Genomic DNA, 23,311 nt, shown 5'->3' on the forward strand with positions numbered 1-23,311 from the left:
TTTAAAATAATTTTATAACCAGTGAATGCCATATTTTAAACAGTAGAGGCAGCGGAAGAGAACGAAAAAAGACCAAAACCCCAACGGCAGTACAGTGCTTACCGTGGGTGTTTTGGCCAAAGGCTTATTCATTTTAACAACTGCTGACTAGCCGCGACAGACTAGGGAGCTAATTTTATAGTAGTGAGAATAAGTTCTTCACATCATCCAGTTCAGGGATTAGTTCCATTTCGCTGCCGATGTTATGTTGCTTAGCAAGCTTGTAGACCAAGCGTAGTACTGAGTAATCTTCCAGTGCAAAACCTACTGAGTCATACAAGATAGTGCCGTCTGTAGCAACGTTCAGTGTTTTCTCGCCTTTCACAATCTCGTGTAGTTCTGTACAAGTAAAGTCTGGACCCAGTTGTTGGATCTCACCTTCAATGCGTGACTGTGGTAGGTATTCAACAACAATCGTTGCGCTTTCTACTAACTCTTTTTCGATTTCTGTTTTACCAGGGCAATCACCGCCAAGACCGTTAATGAATACGTCTTTGCTGATCATGTCTTTGGTTAATACTGTTTGGTATTTCTTGTCTGCTGTACACGTGGTAATTAAATCAGCACCTTGAACCGCTTCTCTTGCGTCTTTACACGGTGTTAGGCGAATGTCGAAGCGCGCCATGTTCTGTTCAAATTTACGCATTGCTGCAGGATCAGTATCAAAGTAACGTACTTCTTTTAAATCAAAGATGAACGAGTACGCTAAGAACTGGAATTCACTCTGTGCGCCAGTACCGATTAACGCTAATACTTCTGAATCTTTCTTGGCTAAGTGTTTCGCCGCCATTGCTGATGTTGCAGCCGTTCTGAAACCAGTAAGCAGAGTCATTTCTGAGAACATAAGCGGTTCGCCAGTCTCAGTTAACGATAGTTGGCCTGTCGCCATTACTGTCATTTTGTTTTGCGCTGGGTTTTTTGGGTGGCCATTTACATATTTAAACGAGTACATTTCAGCATTAGAAATCGGCATTAATTCGATAACACCATCGTCAACATGGTTGGCAACACGTGGACATTTATCAAAGTCGTGCCAGTTTTTATAATCTTCAGTCAATGTATCATTAAGCTGTGCAAAAAAGTCTTGGTAGCCAACTTTCGCAATTACCGCTTTAATATCTTTTATCTCTAAAACAATCATGGTGATCCTTGTTAAATTCTGTTTAAGGTAAAAGAGAAAAATCGAATTTTTCCATTACATTCATGATTACAACAATCAATGAGTGGTTTATCTAATACGTTTAATCATGAGATACACATCAGTTATGTGCATCGGGTTAAGTGCTATTTTTATTCGGTTTAGCTTAATAAATTGCCAGCATCACGCCCTAGGGGTATGATTAATTTTGTTTTGTAAAACACCTCTTATACTTAAATACGGATTAAATACCTGCCTATGCCAGCGAAAGGAACAAAAGGTAAAAACCGTAAACAAGAGTTAATCAATGCCACACTTGATTGCATTGCTAACGAAGGTTTACAAAAAACCACAGTACGTAATGTGGCTGAATATGCGAATGTCACTAACGGTCTGATCCGTTTTTACTTTTCCGGTAAAGACGAACTGATCCGCGCAGCGTATTCCGCATTACTCGAGATTATGTACGTCAATGCCCGTTGCGAAATTAACGACCAAGACGTTTGCGCTAAAACTCGATTACAGCACTTTATTCAAGCGACTCTATCAGAGCCTATTGTGTCACCACGTACCGTATTGTTATGGGCCAATTTCTTGCCGATGACTTACATCGACCCTGAAATGGCGGCTATTCGTACTAATGAGTATGCTAAAACAACCAAAATTTTAGAACCGTTAATTCGTGCTGCATTAGCGACCGAAGACATCTCAGTTGATCATCATGAATGTGAAGTACTCGCCATTAAAATCAATGCATTAATTGATGGTTTATGGCTCGAAGGCAGCATGGCCTCGTACAAATTCAAAGATAATGAACTGGTCAATATCGGTATCGACAGTGCGTCTGCGATCTTGTCTATTTCGTTAGAAAATATTTAACGCAGATCTTATAAGAAACACACTGCCGTATTAATTTTTAGTGACGTTCTAATGGGAACGTCATGCAGTGTGGACCACCGCCGGTTTTTAAAATCTCGGTAGAGTGCAGTTCAAATACAGTGAAACCACGTTCACGTAATTGCGCGTTTACAGCTGTATTTGCACTTAACGAGATAATGCGTTTGTTACCCAATGCTTGTAGGTTACAGAAGTGCTTAAACACCCCTTCTTCTTCAATTTTAATCAGGTCGTAGCCCGTTTCATCAAGGTAATCTTTGAATTCTTGTGGTAAACCATCATAATAAGTCACGGCAGTTTTTTCACCGACAATATTAAAGATCATGTCGAGATGCAGGTATTCTGGTTTCGAATTCACCGCAATAATCGTATAACCTAATGGCTCAAGCTGTTCACGAATACTTTGGATACCTTTTTCATCAGAACGCTGTAACGTACCAATGGCTAAGGTCTTTTCATCCAACTGCCAGAAGTCACCGCCTTCTAATACACCTTCATGGCAAGTGGCAATGATTGGCACACCAAGTTCGGCGAGTTTTTCTGCATACAGCAGGCTTTCTGCGTGGCGAATTTTTTCTTTAAAACGACCAAGTACATAACCTTCTTTGATGTTGAAACCAAAGTCACGGGCAAATACTTGACTTGATAAATTTTCAGTCGGCGTAAGTACTTCGACATTAATGCCGTTTTGCTCGTAGATATCAATCAACTGTTGGTGCTCGTTTAAGCATTTTTGTTGATCAATCTTCTCGCCTTTTTCTAACCAATCTTCAGCAATTTTGTTGATTGGTGAAAGATTAAGGTAAGTGGGAGAACAAAGTAATACTTGCTTCAATTCACCTGTCGCTGATTTTACATAACTGGTTTCCATAACCTTTTCCTTTTCCATAAGTCATATCTTCTAAATTTTGTTGATGGTCATTTTTACTGTAATAGCTTAATGCCAGATTACGTTCGTGGGCTTAAATGGATCCCTGCGATCATGCAGCGGATCGAGCCACCTGCTAACTCAATGGTCGGCACGCTAAAGCTTAATATTTTTGAATGTTGTTCAATACGTGCAATTTGCTCGGTTGTTAACGCATCTCTCGCACGTTGTGACATAACCAGGTGGCTATCGCCGTTACCCGTGAGTTCGATAGCATTACCAGCAAAGTTATCAACTTGGTCGAAGCTCAGTTCAATCACTTCAATGCCTGATTCTTCTAAACGCTGTCTAACTGCTTCGCGGCGTACTTCATTTGGGATCATGTCCAAACAAATAAGGGCGTATTTAGAGCCAACACACATCATCACATTGGTATGATAAATCGCAGTGCCGGTGGCATCCGCCGTGTCAAACGCCATTGGCTCGTATTGGAACGTGGTACAGAAGCGTTCAAGGATTACTTCGTTAGAACGATTTGATTTAGCGGTGTAGGCGATGCGATTAACGTTATCTAATACCATCGCGCCTGTGCCTTCAAGAAATAGGTTATCCCACTCTAAACCAGAGAAATCGATAACATCTTGCACCCGATAATTGGCTTTTAACATTTCAATAATGTCACTGCGGCGTTCACGTCGGCGGTTTTGTGAAAACATTGGGTATAGCGCAACATGACCACCACTGTGGGTCGAGAACCAGTTATTCGGGAACACTGAATCTGGGGTTTCTTTTTCCCCAAAGTCATCAAATACGTGGACGTTGATGCCGTTTTCGTTTAATCCTGTGACGACGATATCAAATTCATTTTTTGCTTGTAGTGATATACCAGTACGATCTAACTCAAGCGAGTCTTGTTCATCGAGGCCGGTTTTTTGAAATGCATTATCAACTGCGGTTTCTGGATTCGAGAAGAATTTCCACGGTCGAACCATTACAACTGAATTTGGCGCTTGGATTAAAGCCATACAACTTCCTTTTATTAAAACAATATCATTAACAAATTATTCATTCTGAAAAACTATGCAACTGCATAAACAATATGCCAGGGATTGATTAAAGTCAATTAATGGAGGGTATGAGAAAACCATTTTACGGCACTGAAAAATGTCGTAATGGGTATTTAAAATGTGTTAATACGTTGTAAATACTGAATTTTATACTTTGTTAATGAATTATAAAATTTGTTATGGAATGTGATGGGGTTATCGGTTTTTTATATGGTTACTAGCCGATGTTATGGGGGTGTTTAGACAATAACGGGGTGATTTGCAGGATATTCTGTCATGGGAAAGTCATTTTTGCGGAATAAATGATGGCTTATTAGGGGGGAAGCCATCATTCTGCTCGCGTTAATCGTTATATAACGATCATCACTTTTTACAAGTTCGGTGTTTATTGTGCGAGTAGTTTAACCAGCGTTTGCTCGTATATTTCAGCTAATTGCTCAATATCTGCAATCTTAACACATTCATTTACTTTGTGAATAGTCGCGTTTACAGGACCTAATTCGACAACTTGTGCTCCGGTTGGCGCGATGAAACGACCATCCGATGTCCCTCCCGATGTCGATAGCTCTGACGTATAACCACACACATTCTCAATTGAATCGGTAATGGCATTTAGCAAGTTGCCCGGTTCTGTTAAGAAGGGTTGGCCACTGTGGATCCAGCTGATCTCGTAATTTAAACCGTGTTTTTCGAAAATACCTTCAATGCGGTATTTGATTAGATCCGCAGTCAGCTCGGTAGAATAACGCAGGTTAAACTGACAAGTCGCTTCACCCGGTACTATGTTACTTGCACCTGCACCACTGCGTATGTCGGTGATTTGTAACGTTGTCGCAGGGAAGTACTCATTACCTTGATCCCACACCACTTGGCTTAGCTCAGTCAATGCTGGCGCGAGTTTATGAATTGGATTTTCGGCAAGATGCGGGTAAGCAACGTGACCCTGGATCCCTTTCACGACGATGTCACCGGTTAATGAACCACGGCGACCATTTTTAACAATGTCACCGACTTTATTTGTGCTTGATGGTTCACCTACAATACACCAGTCAATTTTTTCGTTACGCGCTTCTAAGGTATCAATCACACGGGTTGTGCCATTGATGAACGGGCCTTCTTCATCACTGGTGATTAATAATGCAATTGAACCTTGGTGATCAGGGTGTTCGTTCACAAAATTTTCGACTGCGACTAAGAATGATGCGATAGAACCTTTCATGTCTGCTGCGCCACGACCGTGTAAATAGCCATCAATAATAGTGGGTACGAACGGGTCAGTATCCCAATCTTCGATTTTACCTACTGGTACAACGTCGGTATGACCGGCGAAGCAAAATACCGGGGCAGTGGTACCGCGACGAGCCCAAAGGTTAGTCGTGTCTTCAAATACCATGGTTTCGATAGTGAACCCGAGGTTTTCAAGGCGTTCGATGATCATTTGCTGGCAACCCGCATCTTCGGGTGTCACTGATTTACGACTAAGTAGATCTTTGGCAAGTTGTAATACTAAACTGTCTGACATGAGTAATTCCTTTTTACAGCCTATTTTTAGCACTGGCTTACTTTAGCCGCCAGTGCTGCAAGTACTTTTTATATATTATTTAGCGAATAGTGCAGCGTAAGTATCGGCTTTAAAGCCTAAGGTAAGTTGACCGTTTACTTCAAGAATTGGACGTTTGATCATCGCTGGCTGTTCAATTAACAATTCGATCGCAGTTGCTTCTGTGAGACCTGCTTTTTGTTCATCGGTTAATTTACGATAAGTGGTACCACGTTTATTTAGCACTTGTTCCCAGCCGAGTGTTTCACACCAGCTGATCAGTTGTGCTTTATCTAAACCGTTAACGCGGTGATCGTGAAATGTGAATTCAAGTTCGTTTGCTTCTAACCATTTTTTGGCTTTCTTAATGGTGTCGCAGTTTTTAATTCCGTACATCACAGTCGTCATTTCAATTCCTATTTTCTTGGTTCTTTCTTTAAATGTTATATCGCCCAGTATATACCTAAGTTACTTCAAGATGCTATATCAGAGACGAGCAGGAATATCAGAATAAGGCGCAATATGTAGCTAATTGGTAGCCTAAAAACAAAACCAAATGACAAAACAGTATTTGAATGAGTGGCTGAATACAGATTAACTGACTGTTCTTGGGCTTATGGATCCTTTAAGTCTGTAATTTGCGAGCTAGCTCCTTTTCAATCGGCACTGTTTTTCTTACCCTGTCTGCATTGTTTATTTATACAAGGACGTGGATTATTTATGTCACAACAATCAGTTATTCAAGTCGCTTTAATTGAAGATGATGAGATTGTTCGTTTGGCGATTAGTCAACGACTACAGCTAGCTGGCTATGATGTTATCGAATGTGCAGATGGCGAGTCGGCATTAAGCCTCATACCAACAACCTTTCCAGGTATCGTGATTTCTGATGTGCGTTTACCTGAAATTTCAGGCTTAGCACTGTTACCGAAATTATTGGCTAATAACCCTGAAATGCCGATTATTTTGATGACGGGTCATGGCGATATCAATATGGCTGTGAATGCATTACGTGATGGTGCTTTTGATTTTTTGGAAAAGCCATTTGATCCCGACAAGCTGATTGAGACCGTCGGCTGTGCTATTGAGAAACGCCAGTTACAACTTGGTGCGAATAAGCGTGAGGAATACTTACAACAGGTACAAGGTTTAGACCAGATCCTGATTGGCTCCAGTCCGGGCATGGTTGAGTTACGCCAACAACTGGTTAAGATTGCCAAGATAGATACCAACGTTATTATCTATGGTGATACCGGTTGTGGTAAAGAGTTGGTTGCCGATTGCTTACATAAGGTGAGCACACGCTCGAATGGAGATTTTGTTGCTTTAAATTGTGCAGCTATTCCTGAAGCACTATTTGAAAGCGAGCTGTTTGGTCATGAAGCCGGTGCCTTTACTGGCGCAATCAAAAAGCGAGTGGGTAAGCTAGAATATGCAGATAAAGGCACGCTATTCTTAGATGAAGTAGAAAGTATGCCCATTAACATGCAGGTCAAGATGTTACGTATTTTACAAGAGCAGGTAATAGAGCGTGTCGGGGGGAATAAGTTGATTGCGATTGATATACGTGTGATTGCCGCAGCCAAAGAAAGCTTGAAAGACAATGAAGCATTTCGCCAAGATCTTTTTTATCGTTTGAACGTTGCCCAGTTATATTTACCCCCATTGCGTGAACGTGGTGAGGATATTTTGTTGTTATTTGAACACTACATTAATTTGGCCAACATCAATGCCAAGCCCTTATCTGGTATGGATGAAAAAACCCTGTTGGCGTATGGTTGGCCTGGTAATGTGCGTGAATTGATTAATGTAGCGACCCGTTTCGCGTTAGATGAGGCGTTAACCGTGGCTGATATTTTAGTGACTAAACCGCTTTCAATGATTGATACTAGCGCTAGCGAGTTGTCACTTGCAATGCAAACTCAAAACTTTGAGAGGAAGGTTATTGCTGAAGCATTGCGATTACATAAAGGCAGTATCATCGAGGTCATGGATATACTTGATTTACCACGCCGCACTTTAAATCAGAAAATGCAAAAGTATGATCTGCATCGAGCTGACTATATTTAATCAAAGTGGCAATATATTGCTTATTGCCATTTATTTATCCTACCTATCTTATTTAACATGACTCATTACTGTTTTTTTAATTACCTCTTTAGTATGTGTTTGTTACCTGTTTATATTATATTTCAAACTCGTATTATAAATTAGTTATGTTTTTATATTGTTAATGTGATGTTTATCTCCTTACTACTGCTATGCGCTGTTTCTTGCTTATCAAAAATCGCCATATAGGCATGATCTTGCTTATTTATCGTCTGTTTTAATGTTTTAATTATATTTAACAGTGATTTAACTTTGTGGCACTGTTGTTGCAATATGTCATGCGTAACGGAAGTGATGACATTGCCTTGTGCTGACAAACGATATGCAATGCAGTTTTTATAACAATAAAGTAACAAGGAAAGACCATGTTTAAAGGAATGTTAAAAAAATCATTATTAGTAAGTAGTGTGCTGCTTAGTTTGGCAGCGACCTCTGCAATTGCAGAAGAGAAGCGCAGTTATATTTTAGCGACTGCATCGACGGGAGGTACTTATTATCCAGTGGGTGTCGCACTCGCGACGTTGAGCAAGATTAAACTTGAGCCTAAATATGGTTTTTCATTAGCGGCTATTAGCTCTGCGGGCTCGGGTGAAAATATAAAACTGCTGAGTGATGATGAAGCGCAATTTGCTATTCTACAAGGTTTGTATGGCGCATGGGCTTGGCAAGGTGAGGGGCAATTCAAACAAACAGGGCCACAGACACATTTACGCTCAGTCAGTATGCTGTGGCAAAACGTGGAACATTTTGTGGTGCGTAGCTCGTTAGTTGAAACGGGAACGATGAGTGATTTGAATAATTTAAAAGGTAAAAAATTCTCAATCGGTAAGAAAAATTCAGGCACAGAGCACTCGGGCCGTCAGATCATGAGTGGCGTTAACGTCGATGTAAATAGTTTTAACCTTGCCTATTTAGGCTATAGCTCAAGCACGGACGCGATGCAAAATGGTGCTATTGATGGCATGAATATTCCTGCGGGTATGCCTGTGGGTGCGATTACGCGTGCATTTGCGGCGATGGGGGATGATATCTCATTATTGCAATTTACCGACGAACAAATTAAGCAAGCAAACAGCGAATATCCGCTGTGGACTAAATTTACGATCCCTGCAAATACTTACCCAAGTCAAAGCAGAGCCGTGACGACGATAGCTCAGCCTAACTTCTTAGCGGTGCGTGATGATGTATCTGAAGAAGATGTTTATCTATTAACTAAAAATATCTATGAAAACCTACCTTTCTTAAACAGCATCCATAAAGCAACGAAAGCGATGGCTGTCGAAAAAGCCATTAAAGGCTTGCCAGTACCATTACATCCTGGTGCTGTGCGTTATTACCAAGAAATCGGCTTAACAATCCCTGCAGAATTGCTACCAACGGCACTGTAACAAACAACATTAAATACTGATAAGGACTGTTGTCATGATGGCAGCAGTCAACAAGGAATTTGTTATGGACAAGCAGGTCGAAGAAAAATTAGAACAATTTGAGTCAGTTACCCGTATTGATTTCCCCTGGGTAACCGCGTTTATATCAGGGTTTGGTGTGGTGTTGTCGATATTACACATCTGGTTTAATACGTTTGCAACGATCCCTGAATTATGGGCATCTGCGACTCACTTTGCTGGATTTTCTGTTATTTGTGCACTTTGGTATCCTGCACATCAAAGTCTAAAAAGCAGTAAGTTGGCACTCGGTGTTGATATCATTATTGCGCTGGCGGCACTTGCTTGTTTAGCGTATATCCCCTTTGCAGAAGATGCGCTGTATGCACGTGGCGTGCGCTTTGTTACCAGTGATTGGGTATTTTCAATCATGGCTATTATCATTGTATTGGAATTGATCCGCCGTACTATTGGTTGGTTTATTCCGGTATTAATTATGATTTCATTGACCTATGTGGTGTGGTGGGGTCAGTTAGTACCAGGTATGTTCCATTTTCCTGGGTTAAGTGTAGAAACATTATTGTATCGCAGCTTTTATAGCTCAGAGGGTATGTTTGGGGCTATCTCACGTATCAGCTGGAGCTTTGTGTTCATGTTCATTTTGTTTGGTGCTTTTCTGGTTCGCTCTGGTGTGGGTGATTATATTATTAACCTTTCTCGCGCGGCGGCAAACAAAGTGATTGGCGGCCCTGGATTTATCGCGGTCATAGCATCTGGATTAATGGGCTCGGTATCAGGTTCAAGTGTGGCGAATACTGTCTCGACAGGTGTTATTACCATTCCACTTATGCGTAAAGCTGGTTTCCCCGCTCGATTTGCAGCGGGCGTAGAAGCAGCAGCATCAACAGGTGGGCAAATAATGCCGCCAGTGATGGGTGCGGGTGCGTTTATTATGGCTTCTTATACGCAAGTACCTTATGTAAATATCATCGCGGTATCGGTTGTACCTGCGTTAATTTATTTTCTTTCTGTTGCTTTTTTTGTTCGCATCGAAGCGAAGCGCAGTAACATTCAACAAGTCACTGCCTCTGACGAGTCATTCTCAAAAGTGTTTTTGTCGGGTTGGTATAACTTAATTCCACTCGGTGTATTAGTGTTTTTATTAGTTTCTGGGTTTACGCCAACGTATTCTGCGGGTTTATCCATTATTTCAGTGGTTGTTGCGTCTTGGTTGTCACCCAATAAAATGGGATTTAAAGCGGTATTCGAAGCTTTAGAACAAGGTGCCCGTAATATGGCGACGACCGCGGTATTACTGGTCGGTATAGGCTTGGTTGTTAATGTGATTAGTACCACTGGTGTTGGGAATACATTTTCGTTAATGATCAACGAATGGGCGGGTGGCAGCTTGATGTTGATGTTAGCCTTGATTGCACTGGCGTCATTAATCCTCGGCATGGGACTACCTGTGACGGCGGCTTATATTGTATTAGGGACGTTATCTGCCCCCGCACTCTATACACTATTAGCAGAAAGCCACTTAATTCAAATGTTAATGGATGGCCAACTACCAGCACAGGCGCAAGGCATATTCATGCTCGCTGCACCGGACCAAATGGCAGCATTAACTCAGCCGATGTCGCAGGTTCAAGCTGAAACCTTATTAAGCTTAGTGCCGGTTGATTTTATGGGCACTTTGTTAGAGCAAGGGTTAGGGCTAGAAAAAGTAGCGTTAATATTACTCTCGGCGCACTTAATTATTTTTTGGTTATCGCAAGACAGTAACGTTACGCCACCTGTTTGTTTAACCGCATTTGCCGCGGCGACAATTGCAGGTACACCGCCAATGAGAACCGGTTTAACAGCATGGAAGATCGCGAAAGGGCTTTATCTTGTGCCGATCTTAATGGCTTATACCTCACTTGTTAGCTGGGATGTGATGACTGTTGTGACGGTTGGCTTTTTTGCCATCATAGGTACTTATGCATTTATTGCCGGTATTGAAGGTTACTTAGAAAGTGAACTGAATATCTTCTTGCGCGGTTTTTCATTATTACTGGGTTTAGCGCTGACATGGCCTGATGTACCATTAGTGGTGAGAGTTGCTGCGATGCTTAGTTTTGTGGGATTATTTATTTACAGTAATCGTCGTTATAAATCAGTGGTGACGACACCTGCAGCCGCAGCTGTTTATTAAGGATAATGAAAATGACTTTGATTACACAGGGTTTTGATAAAAGTAGTTCGGAAACTAATAGCCCTGATAATAGCGTTTATGATTATATTATTATCGGTGGCGGTATTGTGGGTGTATCAACTGCATGGCAATTACTGCAGCGAGAGCCTGAAAAACGGATATTATTAATCGAAAAGGAAGGCAAGTTATCACAGCATCAAACTGGACATAATAGCGGTGTGATCCATGCCGGGGTTTATTATGAACCGGGGAGTATGAAAGCCAATTTTTGTAAGGCGGGTGTTGCTGCGACTAAAGCATTTTGTCACAAACATGATATTCCGGTTGAAAACTGCGGGAAACTATTGGTTGCCACCAATGTATTAGAGTTACAACGCATGGAAGCGCTTTATAAACGCTGTCGTGATAATTGCATCGACGTTGAATTATTAGATGCCGCTGGACTCGCTGAAAAAGAGCCTAATATTACTGGGTTAGGGGCAATTTTTGTACCTTCAACCAGTATCGTTGATTACCGCTTAGTGACCGAAAAAATGGCGGTAGAATTCTGTGTGCTCGGTGGTGATATGGCGATGGAGACTGAGGTGACTCACTTAATCGAAACCAGTGATCACATTAACGTTCGATGTCAAAAAAAATCGGTATTGGGGCATTCATTCGAGAACCGTGAGTATGTCGCCAAATTCTTAATTACCTGTTCAGGCTTAATGGCGGATAGGGTAACTAAAATGCTGAATATTGATACCGAATTTCAAATCATTCCATATCGAGGCGAATATTACCGTTTACAGTCTCAGTATAACAACATTGTGAATCATTTGATTTACCCCATTCCTGATCCTGAATTGCCATTTTTGGGGGTGCATTTGACTCGCATGATTGATGGCTCGGTGACGGTCGGCCCGAATGCGGTACAAGGATGGAAACGAGAAGGCTATGGTAAAGTAAATATAGATTTGCGTGATATCTGTGACATGATTAAGTTTCCTGGTTTTTGGCGGGTGAGTGCTAAAAATTTAAAAACGGGTTTAATTGAAACCAAAAATTCGTGGTGGAAACCGGGTTACTTAAAACTCGTCAATAAGTACTGCCCGATATTAAAGGTGACTGACCTAGAAGACTACCCAGCGGGTATTCGTGCACAAGCGGTATTGAAAGATGGCAGTCTGGTGCATGATTTCTTATTCGCAGAGAGTCCACGTAGTTTACACGTTTGTAATGCGCCATCCCCTGCGGCGACTTCTGCGATCCCTATTGGTGATTATATTTGTAATAAGGTACGTGATAAGCTGGTATCAGATGTAAACTAAACTAAACGGGGTAGATAAAATACTGTCACCTCTATACCGAGGTTAATCGCCGCTGAGTGGTACTAATAAGGGTGATATCTTATGCATATTATTAAGTATATTATATACGCTAACTGGATATTCGCGTTTATCAGGAATGGAATCAATTTTGCAACGATTAAACTATAAAAACTTCTGTTTAGTGTTTCTCAGTATTTCTCTTAGTGATCAAGCTCAAGCGGTGACAGAACATGAGTGTATTGAAAAGCAAGTCGCTAATAGTGCTGCAGAAGTAACATTAGGGGAAATAAGGGCGATATGCAAAGCGCAAAGCAGCCTTGAAGAAGACGGTTCAGTCATTATCCGCGGTAAAAAAGTGAAAGCAGGGCTACTGACAAAGCGAATTATTGAAGAGCGTCAAACTGACACATCTGAATTTGTACTCACTCCACACCGAATGAACTATATTCTACCTGTTTATAGCACTAATCAAATTAACCCTGAAGCCTATCGTACTCTAAATTCCCTTGACGATGGCTATAAAAAAGTCGAAGCTAAATTTCAATTAAGTCTGAAACTGCCGTTAAGCTACAGTTCTTTATTCGTTGACGGCGATCGCATCTATGCTGGTTTTACCCTCGAGGCTTGGTGGCAAGTTTATGCCCATGAAATTTCCAGTCCCTTCAGAGAAACGAATTATAGACCTGAAATATTTTATGTCGCGCCATTAGATTGGCATCCTAATGATGCCAATACGGCTGTCATGGTTGGGTTTGAGCATCAATCCAATGGCCGTGCTGGAATATCGTCTCGTTCATGGAATCGTGTATATACCGAGTTTATTTATGAGCAGGGTGATTTCGTGTGGAGTGTTAGGCCTTGGTATCGTATACCAGAAGATGCTAAAACGGATCCAGCTAGCCCTAATGGAGATGATAATCCGGATATTTCTGACTATATGGGACATGTTGAGTACGGTATCGGTTATGCTTTTGGAAAATATGAATTGAGTGCTGAAATACGTCAGAATTTTGCAACCAGTAAAGGCGCTGTGAAACTAAATTTAACAACGCCTTTATATGGTAAACTGAAAGGCTATTTCACTATATTTAATGGGTATGGTGAAAGCCTGATTGATTATAATCACAGTCAGACTCGTTTCGGTATCGGGGTCGCGCTTAATAATGTGTTTTAAGGTGAACACCTCAATCTCGGCGTTGTTACCTACTCATTATTACTACAGGCCTGAAGCGTGAGTGTAAAGGTCATCCCTGCTTGATGCTGGTTGTTATTTGCCGTTATTTCACCTTGCATATCGCGCATGATATTAGCTGTTATGGACAGCCCAAGTCCCAGTCCTTCACCGATTTTTTTGCTGGTATAAAAAGGTTCGAATATATGTGCTAACGCGTCATCATCCACGCCCGATCCATTATCAGTGACCTTGATGTAAATAATGCCTTTAATCAAACTTGCGTTAATGAATAATTGTGGCTGTGAAGTATGTTGCATCGCTGCCGCTGAATTACTGATTAAGTTTGCGAATACTTGATGTAATCGATGCGGTTCAGCTAAGACTTGTGGCAATGAATCAGGCACATCAACCTTAATATCTATATTGGCTAGCTTAGACTCTTGCAGCGTGAATACCTCTGTTAATATGTCGGTTATTGACGTTGCCATTAAGCGCTCAGGACGATTGAAGGCAAATACTTTAAGCTGTGCCGTCATCGATAACATACGTGCAACGAGCTTATCGATTAAAGCCATGTTGGAACGTAGTACCTTGGTATTACCTTGTTCTAAAAATAAAATATTACTTGATAGTAAGGTTCTGATACCGGTGAGTGGTTGATTTAACTCGTGGTTGATTGCGCTGGACATACGACCGAGAGCGGCCATCTTACTGCTTAACAATAATTCTTCTTGGGCAGTGTAAAGCTTTGCTGTGGTCTCTTGTACTCGTGTTTCCAGTTGTGCATTGGCTTGTGAAAGTGCGTGTTCTGCGCGTTTACGTTTGCTGATATCAACAAATGTCATTAGCGAACCGCGCTGTTGTGACCAAGCTAGTGGGGTGATAGACAGTAACGCGGGAAAGCTATGTCCCTGATGATTATGCGCGAAAACTTCAATACCGGTCAGGGTTGGGATCTTTGATAGATCATTTAATTGTTCGATAATATTTTTATTATCATGTTGTTGGCTGAGTAGCTGGCTCGCATATAAGCTGTTGTCATCATCATTGTTTAATCCAAAATAATACATTGCGGTTGGATTTATATAACTGATACTGCGATCGTCATTCAATAAGACTAAGCCGACATTCGTCCCTGCTATCATCTGTTTTAATGCGGCGTGCGAATAGAGTTTTTGCCTACGTTCATGGCGGTATAATAGAATTGACAGTAACAGTGACATTAAAATAGCGGTAATGAATCCGGCTATATCAACGGTTTTATATAGATTACTTAAGGGGGTTAGGTAATAAATATGCCACTTGAGATCATCTAGCTGAACCTGTTGCACTTGATAATCGTTATTATGAATTTTCCAGTGATAGATATTAGCGTCATTGCTGAGTTGGCGAGCTTTAATACCGTTCGTCCCTCGCGTATTCATTTCTGTCGCCGAAATTTGCGGATGACTAGACAAAAAGAACTGGTCTTTAGTATTACTAATGAGAATAAATTCATTGGCGGCAAGCCAAGGTTCACTTAATGCGGTTAAGTCGACTTCAATGACTGCAATACCAATCAATTTTCCGCTGAGGTTTATCGGTAAACTTAAATAATAATTAGCCGTGCTATTGGCAATATAGCTGGATGTGAATACGCCTTTGTCATTATCCAATTCTCCGTTCTTATTACGTAGATTAGCGGTAATGTTTGCCGCTTTATGCGCATCCCAATGAGCATTATGGCGACTTGATATTAATAGCGAACCATCCGGTCTAAGTAAATACCAGCCCTTGGTGTTGGCCGCTTTATCAAACTGCGTTAATGTGTGTTTCAGGGGGGCTATTGACGCTTGGGGGTTAGTGAGTACAGCGGTAACACTTTCTTGTTCTGTTATAAGGTAGGGAAGGTATTTGTAGCTAGCGAGTACCCGACGAATATCAACTACATAGGTGAGCAATTGGTTTTCTGCTTGCTCACGAGCTGAATCTAAAAGCCAATCTCGACATATTTCACGTACCGTAAATGTTGTTGCTATTACGCAGCCCAAAATGATACTGGCTATAATTTTAAACTTATTTGACACTAGACCTTCACCACAACAGAAAATACAGTTAAGTTAACAATTTCTAGTCCATAAAACTGGATCTGTAATCACATTTAACCTTATTAACACGATCCTTCCCCATATTAATATTCTTCAAATTTGTAGGTTTAAGTATATAGTGGGGTTATCTTGTTCTGGCTATTACCAACTTAAGGCTAATAGCAGATGCTGTTGGAGTAATGACGAAGTGAAAATGATTTCCGGTCTTAAAGACATTATTAACGAGTTTGATACCTTTATCTTGGATCAATGGGGCGTACTGCACAATGGCGGTGATGCGTTTCCAAGCGCGATTGAGACATTACAATTTTTAAAACAGCATGGCAAAAAAGTCGTGATCTTGTCGAACAGTGGTAATAGCCACCATTTCTCTTATCAGCGTTTAACCGATTCGGGTATCAGCCGCGATCTGTATATCGATGTACTGACATCCGGCGATCACATGCGTCACAATTTTAAGCAGGGTAAATTTGACCATCTCGGTAGTAAAGCGCTGACCTTTGCATTTGATGATAATACCAATGCGAATGTGCTAGAAGACTGTGGCTTAACTAGTGTGGGTATAGAAGACGCTACACTTATTATGTGTTACGGCGTTGGTCGTGGCAGTGTGGCGGAATACCAAGCTGACCTGGAAATAGCTTATGCGCGTGGACTAGAAATGGTAGTGAGTAATCCTGATCTGGTGGCAATGAATCCAAACGGTGAATTAAAACTCTGTCCAGGTTCGATTGCCAATGTTTACGTCTCCATGGGTGGCAAGGTGCATTGGCATGGTAAACCACAAGCCGAAGTCTATGATATGTGTCATACCTTATTAGACGGTTGGGATAACGCGATTGCGGTAGGCGACAGTTTAGAGCATGACATCCGCGGCGCGAATACAGCAGGTATATCTAGTTTGTTTTTGACCACGGGTATTCATGCTGAAGATCTGACCGCTAAAATGGCAACGAAAGACGATGTGATTGTAGCGTCTGTGGTGGCTGATTTAAGTCGTGAATTTGATGTGATGCCAAGTCACTATATTGATTGGTTTCAAGTCAATTAATTGTTATTGGATGTCTTTGCTGCGTAATGTCTATTGTAAGTAAGTCTGGCTATAACGGGCATACCATGATGGATATGCCCTCCTTTTCTTATATAGCCTAATTCAAATGGTCTTAATTTGTATGACCCCACATGTTAACTGATTCTGTTAAGCCTGCGCCAACGGTGGAGTCAGGAGTGATATAAACATGACTCGCTTTGTTGGCAACGGTTGCTTGACCGTTTGCCAGTGGCATTAAGATATCGTTAATGAAGGGGGTTAAGTAATGGCTGTCGACTGGGTTTAAACCTGCTGCTTTCGGGAAATAGATCATGTTTTCGTTATGACGGCCCGACATAGTCGCGACTGGATCTTTTTCTCGTACCATATTAATTACGTTGTTGTAACGCATTTTATTGGCAAACGCATGAATGTACTTTTCAATAATACGTGTTGCTGGTGATGAGAATACCCGTGTTAAAATGCCCGTTCTCACGCCTGTATCAATCGCGGTATACGCACCAAGTGAGTGACCAGTGAGTACCACGTTATAGGTCTTTGCTGCTGATGATGCTTTATAACCACGGGTTAACGACGCTATGTTAGCGGGGTATTGCGCTAGGATCTGTTGAGTAAACTGATATGCTTCAGCCTGCCAGTCTTCATCCGTTTCAGAGATATTTGCAAGCATGAGCTCGACATCTTGCATCACATCACTGCCACTGCTAGTACCTTTAAAGGAAATAATAATCTCTTCTTCTAGGTTTTTACTTGGCACTGCTGGTACTTTAATCGCCACACCGTGAACACCGCTATCACCCGCATAAGTTGCAATAATATTCAGCTCGGCGCTATTGGCATCGATCATTAATTGCTTGAATGTTGCGTTGTCAGTAAATGAGAAAGAATCTGCTCCTTGCTCTGTGCTGTAGACATAACTTGATGCAAACGCATAACGCAGCATGTTGTTATACGCGACGGGTAAGTCGCTATTGTTGATTGCTAGCGCATCAGCTTCCGTCATGACAGGGTATTCATAACCGTAAGAATTGTTTGAAGCAAAATAAGTAATATTGCTAATAAACTCATCGGAATACTTATTGACTAGCGTATTGCTACACATGCTGGCTAATACACTGTGTACTTGCTCAGAAGTGACTGGCACTGAATCAATGGCTTTCACGATAAAGTAGTTTTCGGTATCGGCATTATAACTATTGTCTTTCCAATAACCGTCAAGTTTCAAGTACTGGTTGTTAGGGTTGACTGCCCATGATTTTTTAATTAAATCTGAGCGCGATGCGAAACTGTCTTTCACACCATAGCATTGTAAATAAGTACTATCGAGGGCAAAACTGTTAAAACTAAGTGCAGATATTAGTAGCGTAAAAATAGTGCGCATTTGTAGCTCCAAGCATTATATATCGTAATCGAATAACTGTTATTGTGATTTCGAATGTTAATTAATTGTTGTTGGACTTGAAGGCTATCGCATTTATGTAATATTTTTTTCAGTCTAGATCTCATTTTTACTTAATATTACGCCATTTCGTGACACGTAGTTCCATTTGTGGTTGTTTTGTGATCGCTGCGTATGGTTGAGCTTACAGATGTTCGTAATGTTGTAAATTGGTGGGATATATGGACTTATCGTTATTAACAGTGAATTATGCCTATTTACGTTATACATAACATATGAAAAATCATATATAAGGTAAAGTGAAGGTGTTTTGTTTTCTACGGCGTTGCTTTCTCTTTCTTGTTAATCAACGGTCATTAGTCGGTACAAATATTCTCAGTGTCCCATTCTGTTAATGGTTTAGGACGAGAATAATAAAAACCTTGTGCATAACGACAGCCCAGTTGTTTTAAATGTTGAGCTTGTTCGGCGGTTTCGACACCTTCGGCAACAATCTCAGCATTGAACTTACTGGTCATGGTGATAATAGCTGCAACGATAGCGGCATGGCTTTCACTGTCGAGCATTTGACTGACAAAGGAGCGATCAATCTTTAATGCATCAAACTGCAGTTGAGTGAGGTAGGCAAGCGAGGAATAACCGGTACCAAAATCATCAATCGCAATGTGTATGCCTAAACTGCGTAATTGACCAAGCAGCTGATTGGTGAGTAATGGCTGGCTGACTAACCGCGACTCAGTGATCTCGAGTGTTAAATTGGCGGCGGGCAGTTGAGTGATCGCCAAGATCTCTTTTACTGTTGATATATAATCAGGGTGCAGCAATTCACACACAGACATATTCACGTGTAACGCAAAGTTTGCTGGCCAGTGACCACGCTCTATTTGTAATTTAGTATCTGAACATGCCTGTAATAAAATCTGTTTGCCTATGTCGACAATCATTCCTGTGTCTTCTGCTACAGGGATGAAGTCTAGCGGTGATACGATGCCTCGAATTGGACTGTGCCATCGCACCAAAGCTTCTGCACCTGCTATTGTGTCGTTGGTTAAATCAATCACTGGCTGGTAGTACACGGCAAATTCATTATTGGTGATCGCACGTTGTAAATCTGTAGTTAACCGGGTTTTATCTTGCGAGGCGGTGATCATGTAATCTTGATAGTGACAACGCTGTACTTGTTCTTGTTTCACTGCATACGTCAATGCCAGACTTGAATTGCGTAACCATACATCCATGTCTATGTCGTGGAACTTACCACTCATTATGCCTGCGTTAGCGCCCACTAATACCTCTGTACCATTAATCGTGAAGGGGCGGTTAAAGTCGGTTAATAGACTTTCGGCAAACGCATGGCTGTGCTCGAGATCTTGGTAGTTCGGGGTAAATACAGCAAAAGTATCTTTATCAATACGGCTAATTGTCACGTTGTCAGCCTGGTTTTGTTGTAAACGTGCGGCGATAGTAACAAGCAACTGATCACTCTTGTTTTGGCCTAAGCTGTTATTGGTATGACGAAATGAACGTAGCCCCAGCAAGACAAGGATACCTTGTTGTTGCGCAATTGGATTATTCAACTTTTCAACAAAACCATCACGACTTAATAAGCCGGTAAGGCTGTCAAACAGTAACTGTTTGCGTAATGTAGTAAATGAGCTTTCTAAACGAGATGACATAGATTTGAAGGCAGAAATAAGTTGAGTCGTTTCATGGAGTTTGATGTCTTCTCTAATCGTTACATCCCAGTTATTATGATCAAGTTGCTGTGATATTGCGGCAATATCCATAATGGGTTGGGTGATAATACGCAGTAAATATAACCCCATTAATAGGCCAAAAAAGGCCAGTGCCAGTGCGGCGATTAAACCTAAGCGTTGTTGACTCGGTAGCCCATCTAGTAATACATTTTCTGGTAAAGTAACGATAATAAACCATTGTAAATTATTGTTGCTGTAAGCGGTAATACGACTAAAGTAACGAATACCATTTTGGTCAAATTCAAACGTCGCTGGCGCATGTTTATTCTGCAATTGTCTATTGGCAATATATAGAGCATTAGCGGCAATAAGGTCATTGTTACTTTCTTTTGCTTGGATGCGGTTATTATCATTATCTGTTAACGATGCTTTTAGTGAGCTAGCAATGAGTTTATTTTGATTATCGGTGATGTAAGTGATGCCTTTGAAATGGCGGTTTTCAGGTTCTATAAAATGAGACAAATGGCGAAGATTGATGTCAGTAGCAACGATACCAACTAATGTGCCGTCATTTATTACTGGTGAAATACTGGAAATGGTAAAGGTATTTTTTTCATCTACGTTACTGTATATCTTCGCCCATCCTGCGGCTTTTTCTTTTGCGAAGGGCGCGTACCATGGTCGAATTGTTGGGTCGTAATGACTGATACTATAATCGACAATATCATCACTGCTTTCTCCATGATAAAACTCTAGCTCATAGTTAGTACGCTTATCTTGTAAAATTAACGAAACATCTTGATCTTCGTTTTTACGAAATCCGACATAATCTTTATTTTCACTGCCAAATGAGATGGTACTGATTTGTTTTTGTTGATAGTAGATATCGCTGATAGCAGAGTGTAGATAATCTTCTATTTTGGTTAGATCTGATGCTTGGTAGAGTTGATTACGTTGAATATTGTCTGCGATAGCGAGCGTTGTGTTGAAAGGCTGTTCTAAAAAATGATCGAGATTAGTTTTAATATTTTCTGAGTATGAATTTAGCAGTTTAGCGCTAATCTTTGACTGCATTCTTTCGTAACTGTTATTTTGAACAAGGGTTATGATGGCGACTGTCAGTAAAAGCAATAATGTGAACGGTAGCATGACCGCACTACGGAGAGTGTGAAGTTTTGGTTTCATCATGACTGTATCGTGAGATCATTATGCCGCTTAATATTAGGTTCATAATTACTTATTTTTTGATGTTATGCAAAGTTTCAGATTTATAGTTAGAGACTCATCACAAAACTGATAATTATCATCACGGAACGGTAATAGGTTTAACTCATCGGTATGAAACCTATTTGACAACTATTTATGTTTTTATTTTGACTTAAGTGCGCTTATTGCGGCTTGAATTAGCGCACTTAGTAGAGGTTAATATCGATTTCTTAAATTGGGTACATCAGTATTATATTGTACAAACTCAACTTCGTATCCATTGGGGTCGAGGAAGTAAATATTTTGGCGATATTCATCGTCCATCCCATCTTTTGCAATGCTAAAACCAGCATCTGAGAGGCGTTTTATAACACCGGTAATATCATCGGTGACATAGGCAAAATGCGCAAGGCCGACTTGGTGCCCTGCTAAGTCGCGGTTTTCACCAACACCGTTATCACCAAACGCCAAATATTGATAATCATCACCAAAATGGACCCAGTTTCTTGGTTTGCCAGACCATTCACCTTTGTCTCCACCCCGTATTGACCAATGTGGAAATGCGGCGCGATAAAATGTTAATGTTTCTTCGATGTCGCGTACGATTAAATTCACATGCTCAAGATGTATCATAATAATATCCTTTTATTGTTGTTATAAATATTGTTGTTATAAATATTTGTGCCTACATTGCGTAACTGTATTTTTCTTGCTGGGAATAAGGTTGCTGTTGTTGTAACTGACGAACTTGTCCTAATGCATGGCCGTATTGATGTAATGTATGCAAGCTGTAACGAATACGGTGTCTAATACTGTGGTCGCGTTCGCTGAGTTGCGGATCATCCGTGCCTGCATTTAATACATCGCCGACATTACGAATGATTAAGTGATCTGGTATCGCCACTAACTTATTATTTTTACAGCCATTCATTCTTAATTCTGCAATCGGGTATGCACCACTAATACCGCTAACGACAGACACTAACAATGCAGGCTTATGCGCAGTGTCATCCTTTGCGCACATCATTAAAAAGTTCTTCAATATCGGCGTTGCCATACCTTCCCATTCTGGGGTGATAAGCACGAATGCATCGGCTTGCATTAACGCTTCACTGATCAATGGCCAATCACAACCTGGTGCTGATTTGCTTTCATCATCACCATCCCAAAAGGGTAGTTGGTATTTACACAGTTCGATATGTTGAACGGTTTTAAATTGGTTTGCTGCGCTGGCGATATAAGCCGCTACTTTTGCACTTTCTGAATTGTTTCTTTGACTGCCACTGACGATAACTAATTTCATATTAAGTAACCATTTTGTTTGTTAGTTGTTAAGTAAAGTAAACGCTTTACTTAAGTTTGTAAAGGTTGAAACTGAAATAAAGTAAATAAAAAAGTTTACTTAATATTTGTATCGGTAATAATACTAAGCATAAAAGCATCTGAAGGCACGCCGAATGTGTCTGTAGTCAGGTAACGCGGAGTCAAAATGAAAGAAAAGACCAGTGAGAAAATTCTTAGCCTATTAAAGGTTGAAGGGGCATTAACTGCCAAGGTGCTTGCCAGTGAATTAGGGTTAACGACCATGGGCGTGCGCCAACATTTGCAAGCATTGGAAGATGAAGGCGATATTAGCTTTGAAGATAAAAAGGCTGTGCGAGGACGGCCAACCCGGTATTGGTCACTGACAACGCAGAGTAATAGCCATTTCTCAGATCGGCATGAAGAATTGACTATACAGCTTATCGATTCAGTTAAAGTAATTTTTGGTGATGAAGGGCTTGAGCAACTTATTGCACATCGAGAACAAGCGTCATTGGCGCTTTATAGTGACAGGTTGGCGAGCAAAGTTGATTTGCTGGGTAAACTGGAAGCGTTAGCTGAGTTACGTAGTGAAGAAGGGTATATGGCGACAGTTGTTGTTGATGACAAGGCGGTTTATTGGTTGATGGAAAACCATTGTCCTATTTGTGCCGCAGCATCGAAATGTCTAAATTTTTGCCGTTCAGAATTGAATTTATTTCAAACGTTGTTAGCACCGTATGCAACGGTCGAGCGCGAAGAGCATATTGTCGAAGGGGCAAGACGTTGTGCCTATAAAGTGACAGCGATCAAGGTTTAAATAAAGTGTTAAGAGAAGAATCATA

The 23,311-nt window shown here is 40.9% G+C and carries 18 protein-coding genes; 8 read left to right on the top strand and 10 right to left on the bottom strand.

Annotation, left to right across the window (positions count from 1 at the left end; translation table 11 throughout):
* Positions 1 to 175: 175 nt before the first annotated feature.
* Positions 176 to 1,180 (bottom strand): ornithine cyclodeaminase, encoded by a 1,005-nt coding sequence (locus tag AKG98_RS15905; protein WP_067048030.1) that lies wholly within the window; start codon positions 1,178 to 1,180, stop codon positions 176 to 178.
* 255 nt (positions 1,181 to 1,435) lie between these two features.
* On the opposite strand from AKG98_RS15905, the gene AKG98_RS15910 reads away from it, so the two are divergent.
* Positions 1,436 to 2,056: a TetR family transcriptional regulator C-terminal domain-containing protein gene (locus AKG98_RS15910; RefSeq protein ID WP_067048032.1), complete on the top strand. Its 621-nt coding sequence runs from the start codon at positions 1,436 to 1,438 to the stop codon at positions 2,054 to 2,056.
* 37 nt (positions 2,057 to 2,093) lie between these two features.
* Here the strand turns inward: AKG98_RS15910 and AKG98_RS15915 are convergent, their stop codons facing one another.
* The 4 genes from AKG98_RS15915 to AKG98_RS15930 form a co-directional block, all read right to left on the bottom strand.
* Positions 2,094 to 2,945, bottom strand: a complete 852-nt coding sequence (locus AKG98_RS15915; RefSeq protein ID WP_067048034.1) for a dimethylarginine dimethylaminohydrolase family protein — start codon at positions 2,943 to 2,945, stop codon at positions 2,094 to 2,096.
* A 77-nt stretch (positions 2,946 to 3,022) separates the two neighbouring features.
* Positions 3,023 to 3,967 (bottom strand): citrulline utilization hydrolase CtlX, encoded by a 945-nt coding sequence (gene ctlX / locus AKG98_RS15920; protein ID WP_067048036.1) that lies wholly within the window; start codon positions 3,965 to 3,967, stop codon positions 3,023 to 3,025.
* Positions 3,968 to 4,394: 427 nt separating this feature from the next.
* Positions 4,395 to 5,531, bottom strand: coding sequence for a succinyl-diaminopimelate desuccinylase (dapE, locus tag AKG98_RS15925; protein ID WP_067048045.1), 1,137 nt, complete (start codon positions 5,529 to 5,531; stop codon positions 4,395 to 4,397).
* A gap of 75 nt (positions 5,532 to 5,606) precedes the next feature.
* Positions 5,607 to 5,957, bottom strand: a complete 351-nt coding sequence (locus AKG98_RS15930) for an ArsC family reductase (RefSeq protein ID WP_067048046.1) — start codon at positions 5,955 to 5,957, stop codon at positions 5,607 to 5,609.
* A gap of 312 nt (positions 5,958 to 6,269) precedes the next feature.
* Here AKG98_RS15930 and AKG98_RS15935 point away from each other — a divergent pair, with 312 nt between their 5' ends.
* The 5 genes from AKG98_RS15935 to AKG98_RS15960 all read left to right on the top strand — a co-directional run bounded on the left by AKG98_RS15935 (position 6,270) and on the right by AKG98_RS15960 (position 13,724).
* Complete coding sequence (locus AKG98_RS15935; RefSeq protein ID WP_067048048.1) at positions 6,270 to 7,619, top strand: sigma-54 dependent transcriptional regulator; 1,350 nt, start codon at positions 6,270 to 6,272, stop codon at positions 7,617 to 7,619.
* A gap of 404 nt (positions 7,620 to 8,023) precedes the next feature.
* On the top strand, positions 8,024 to 9,046 hold the full coding sequence (locus AKG98_RS15945; RefSeq protein WP_067048052.1) for a TAXI family TRAP transporter solute-binding subunit: 1,023 nt from the start codon (positions 8,024 to 8,026) through the stop codon (positions 9,044 to 9,046).
* 34 nt (positions 9,047 to 9,080) lie between these two features.
* Positions 9,081 to 11,240, top strand: coding sequence for a TRAP transporter permease (locus AKG98_RS15950; RefSeq protein ID WP_228140327.1), 2,160 nt, complete (start codon positions 9,081 to 9,083; stop codon positions 11,238 to 11,240).
* Between the two features lie 5 nt (positions 11,241 to 11,245).
* Positions 11,246 to 12,550, top strand: coding sequence for an L-2-hydroxyglutarate oxidase (gene lhgO, locus AKG98_RS15955; RefSeq protein WP_369814931.1), 1,305 nt, complete (start codon positions 11,246 to 11,248; stop codon positions 12,548 to 12,550).
* Positions 12,551 to 12,686: 136 nt separating this feature from the next.
* Entirely contained in the window at positions 12,687 to 13,724 is a 1,038-nt protein-coding gene (locus tag AKG98_RS15960; RefSeq protein ID WP_067048056.1) for a phospholipase A, read from the top strand.
* 29 nt (positions 13,725 to 13,753) lie between these two features.
* Here AKG98_RS15960 and AKG98_RS15965 read toward each other — a convergent pair whose 3' ends face one another.
* Positions 13,754 to 15,790, bottom strand: a complete 2,037-nt coding sequence (locus tag AKG98_RS15965; protein WP_067048062.1) for an ATP-binding protein — start codon at positions 15,788 to 15,790, stop codon at positions 13,754 to 13,756.
* Between the two features lie 214 nt (positions 15,791 to 16,004).
* Between AKG98_RS15965 and AKG98_RS15970 the strand changes: the two genes are divergently transcribed.
* A complete protein-coding gene (locus tag AKG98_RS15970) occupies positions 16,005 to 16,862 on the top strand; it encodes a TIGR01459 family HAD-type hydrolase (protein ID WP_067048064.1) in 858 nt (285 codons plus the stop codon).
* A gap of 112 nt (positions 16,863 to 16,974) precedes the next feature.
* On the opposite strand, the gene AKG98_RS15975 is transcribed toward AKG98_RS15970, so the two are convergent.
* The 4 genes from AKG98_RS15975 to AKG98_RS15990 all read right to left on the bottom strand — a co-directional run bounded on the left by AKG98_RS15975 (position 16,975) and on the right by AKG98_RS15990 (position 22,467).
* Entirely contained in the window at positions 16,975 to 18,243 is a 1,269-nt protein-coding gene (locus AKG98_RS15975) for a hypothetical protein (protein WP_067048066.1), read from the bottom strand.
* A 374-nt stretch (positions 18,244 to 18,617) separates the two neighbouring features.
* Positions 18,618 to 21,146, bottom strand: coding sequence for an EAL domain-containing protein (locus tag AKG98_RS15980; protein ID WP_067048068.1), 2,529 nt, complete (start codon positions 21,144 to 21,146; stop codon positions 18,618 to 18,620).
* A 234-nt stretch (positions 21,147 to 21,380) separates the two neighbouring features.
* On the bottom strand, positions 21,381 to 21,797 hold the full coding sequence (locus AKG98_RS15985) for a VOC family protein (RefSeq protein WP_067048071.1): 417 nt from the start codon (positions 21,795 to 21,797) through the stop codon (positions 21,381 to 21,383).
* A 52-nt stretch (positions 21,798 to 21,849) separates the two neighbouring features.
* Positions 21,850 to 22,467, bottom strand: coding sequence for an NAD(P)H-dependent oxidoreductase (locus AKG98_RS15990; RefSeq protein WP_067048074.1), 618 nt, complete (start codon positions 22,465 to 22,467; stop codon positions 21,850 to 21,852).
* Positions 22,468 to 22,653: 186 nt separating this feature from the next.
* Between AKG98_RS15990 and AKG98_RS15995 the strand changes: the two genes are divergently transcribed.
* Positions 22,654 to 23,286, top strand: a complete 633-nt coding sequence (locus tag AKG98_RS15995; RefSeq protein ID WP_067048076.1) for a metalloregulator ArsR/SmtB family transcription factor — start codon at positions 22,654 to 22,656, stop codon at positions 23,284 to 23,286.
* Positions 23,287 to 23,311 lie beyond the last annotated feature (25 nt).

This window comes from Moritella sp. JT01, from assembly GCF_001574435.1.
Classification (GTDB): domain Bacteria; phylum Pseudomonadota; class Gammaproteobacteria; order Enterobacterales; family Moritellaceae; genus Moritella.

What these genes read in the sequence shown, in the direction of transcription:
- AKG98_RS15995 (WP_067048076.1), top strand. Translation starts at nt 22,654, where the DNA reads ATGAAAGAAAAGACCAGTGAGAAAATTCTTAGCCTATTAAAGGTTGAA.
- AKG98_RS15930 (WP_067048046.1), bottom strand. Translation starts at nt 5,957, where the DNA reads ATGACGACTGTGATGTACGGAATTAAAAACTGCGACACCATTAAGAAA.
- AKG98_RS15915 (WP_067048034.1), bottom strand. Translation starts at nt 2,945, where the DNA reads ATGGAAACCAGTTATGTAAAATCAGCGACAGGTGAATTGAAGCAAGTA.
- AKG98_RS15950 (WP_228140327.1), top strand. Translation starts at nt 9,081, where the DNA reads ATGATGGCAGCAGTCAACAAGGAATTTGTTATGGACAAGCAGGTCGAA.
- ctlX (WP_067048036.1), bottom strand. Translation starts at nt 3,967, where the DNA reads ATGGCTTTAATCCAAGCGCCAAATTCAGTTGTAATGGTTCGACCGTGG.
- AKG98_RS15945 (WP_067048052.1), top strand. Translation starts at nt 8,024, where the DNA reads ATGTTTAAAGGAATGTTAAAAAAATCATTATTAGTAAGTAGTGTGCTG.
- AKG98_RS15910 (WP_067048032.1), top strand. Translation starts at nt 1,436, where the DNA reads ATGCCAGCGAAAGGAACAAAAGGTAAAAACCGTAAACAAGAGTTAATC.
- AKG98_RS15935 (WP_067048048.1), top strand. Translation starts at nt 6,270, where the DNA reads ATGTCACAACAATCAGTTATTCAAGTCGCTTTAATTGAAGATGATGAG.
- AKG98_RS15985 (WP_067048071.1), bottom strand. Translation starts at nt 21,797, where the DNA reads ATGATACATCTTGAGCATGTGAATTTAATCGTACGCGACATCGAAGAA.
- dapE (WP_067048045.1), bottom strand. Translation starts at nt 5,531, where the DNA reads ATGTCAGACAGTTTAGTATTACAACTTGCCAAAGATCTACTTAGTCGT.
- AKG98_RS15975 (WP_067048066.1), bottom strand. Translation starts at nt 18,243, where the DNA reads ATGCGCACTATTTTTACGCTACTAATATCTGCACTTAGTTTTAACAGT.
- AKG98_RS15960 (WP_067048056.1), top strand. Translation starts at nt 12,687, where the DNA reads ATGGAATCAATTTTGCAACGATTAAACTATAAAAACTTCTGTTTAGTG.
- lhgO (WP_369814931.1), top strand. Translation starts at nt 11,246, where the DNA reads ATGAAAATGACTTTGATTACACAGGGTTTTGATAAAAGTAGTTCGGAA.
- AKG98_RS15970 (WP_067048064.1), top strand. Translation starts at nt 16,005, where the DNA reads ATGATTTCCGGTCTTAAAGACATTATTAACGAGTTTGATACCTTTATC.
- AKG98_RS15990 (WP_067048074.1), bottom strand. Translation starts at nt 22,467, where the DNA reads ATGAAATTAGTTATCGTCAGTGGCAGTCAAAGAAACAATTCAGAAAGT.
- AKG98_RS15905 (WP_067048030.1), bottom strand. Translation starts at nt 1,180, where the DNA reads ATGATTGTTTTAGAGATAAAAGATATTAAAGCGGTAATTGCGAAAGTT.
- AKG98_RS15980 (WP_067048068.1), bottom strand. Translation starts at nt 21,146, where the DNA reads ATGATGAAACCAAAACTTCACACTCTCCGTAGTGCGGTCATGCTACCG.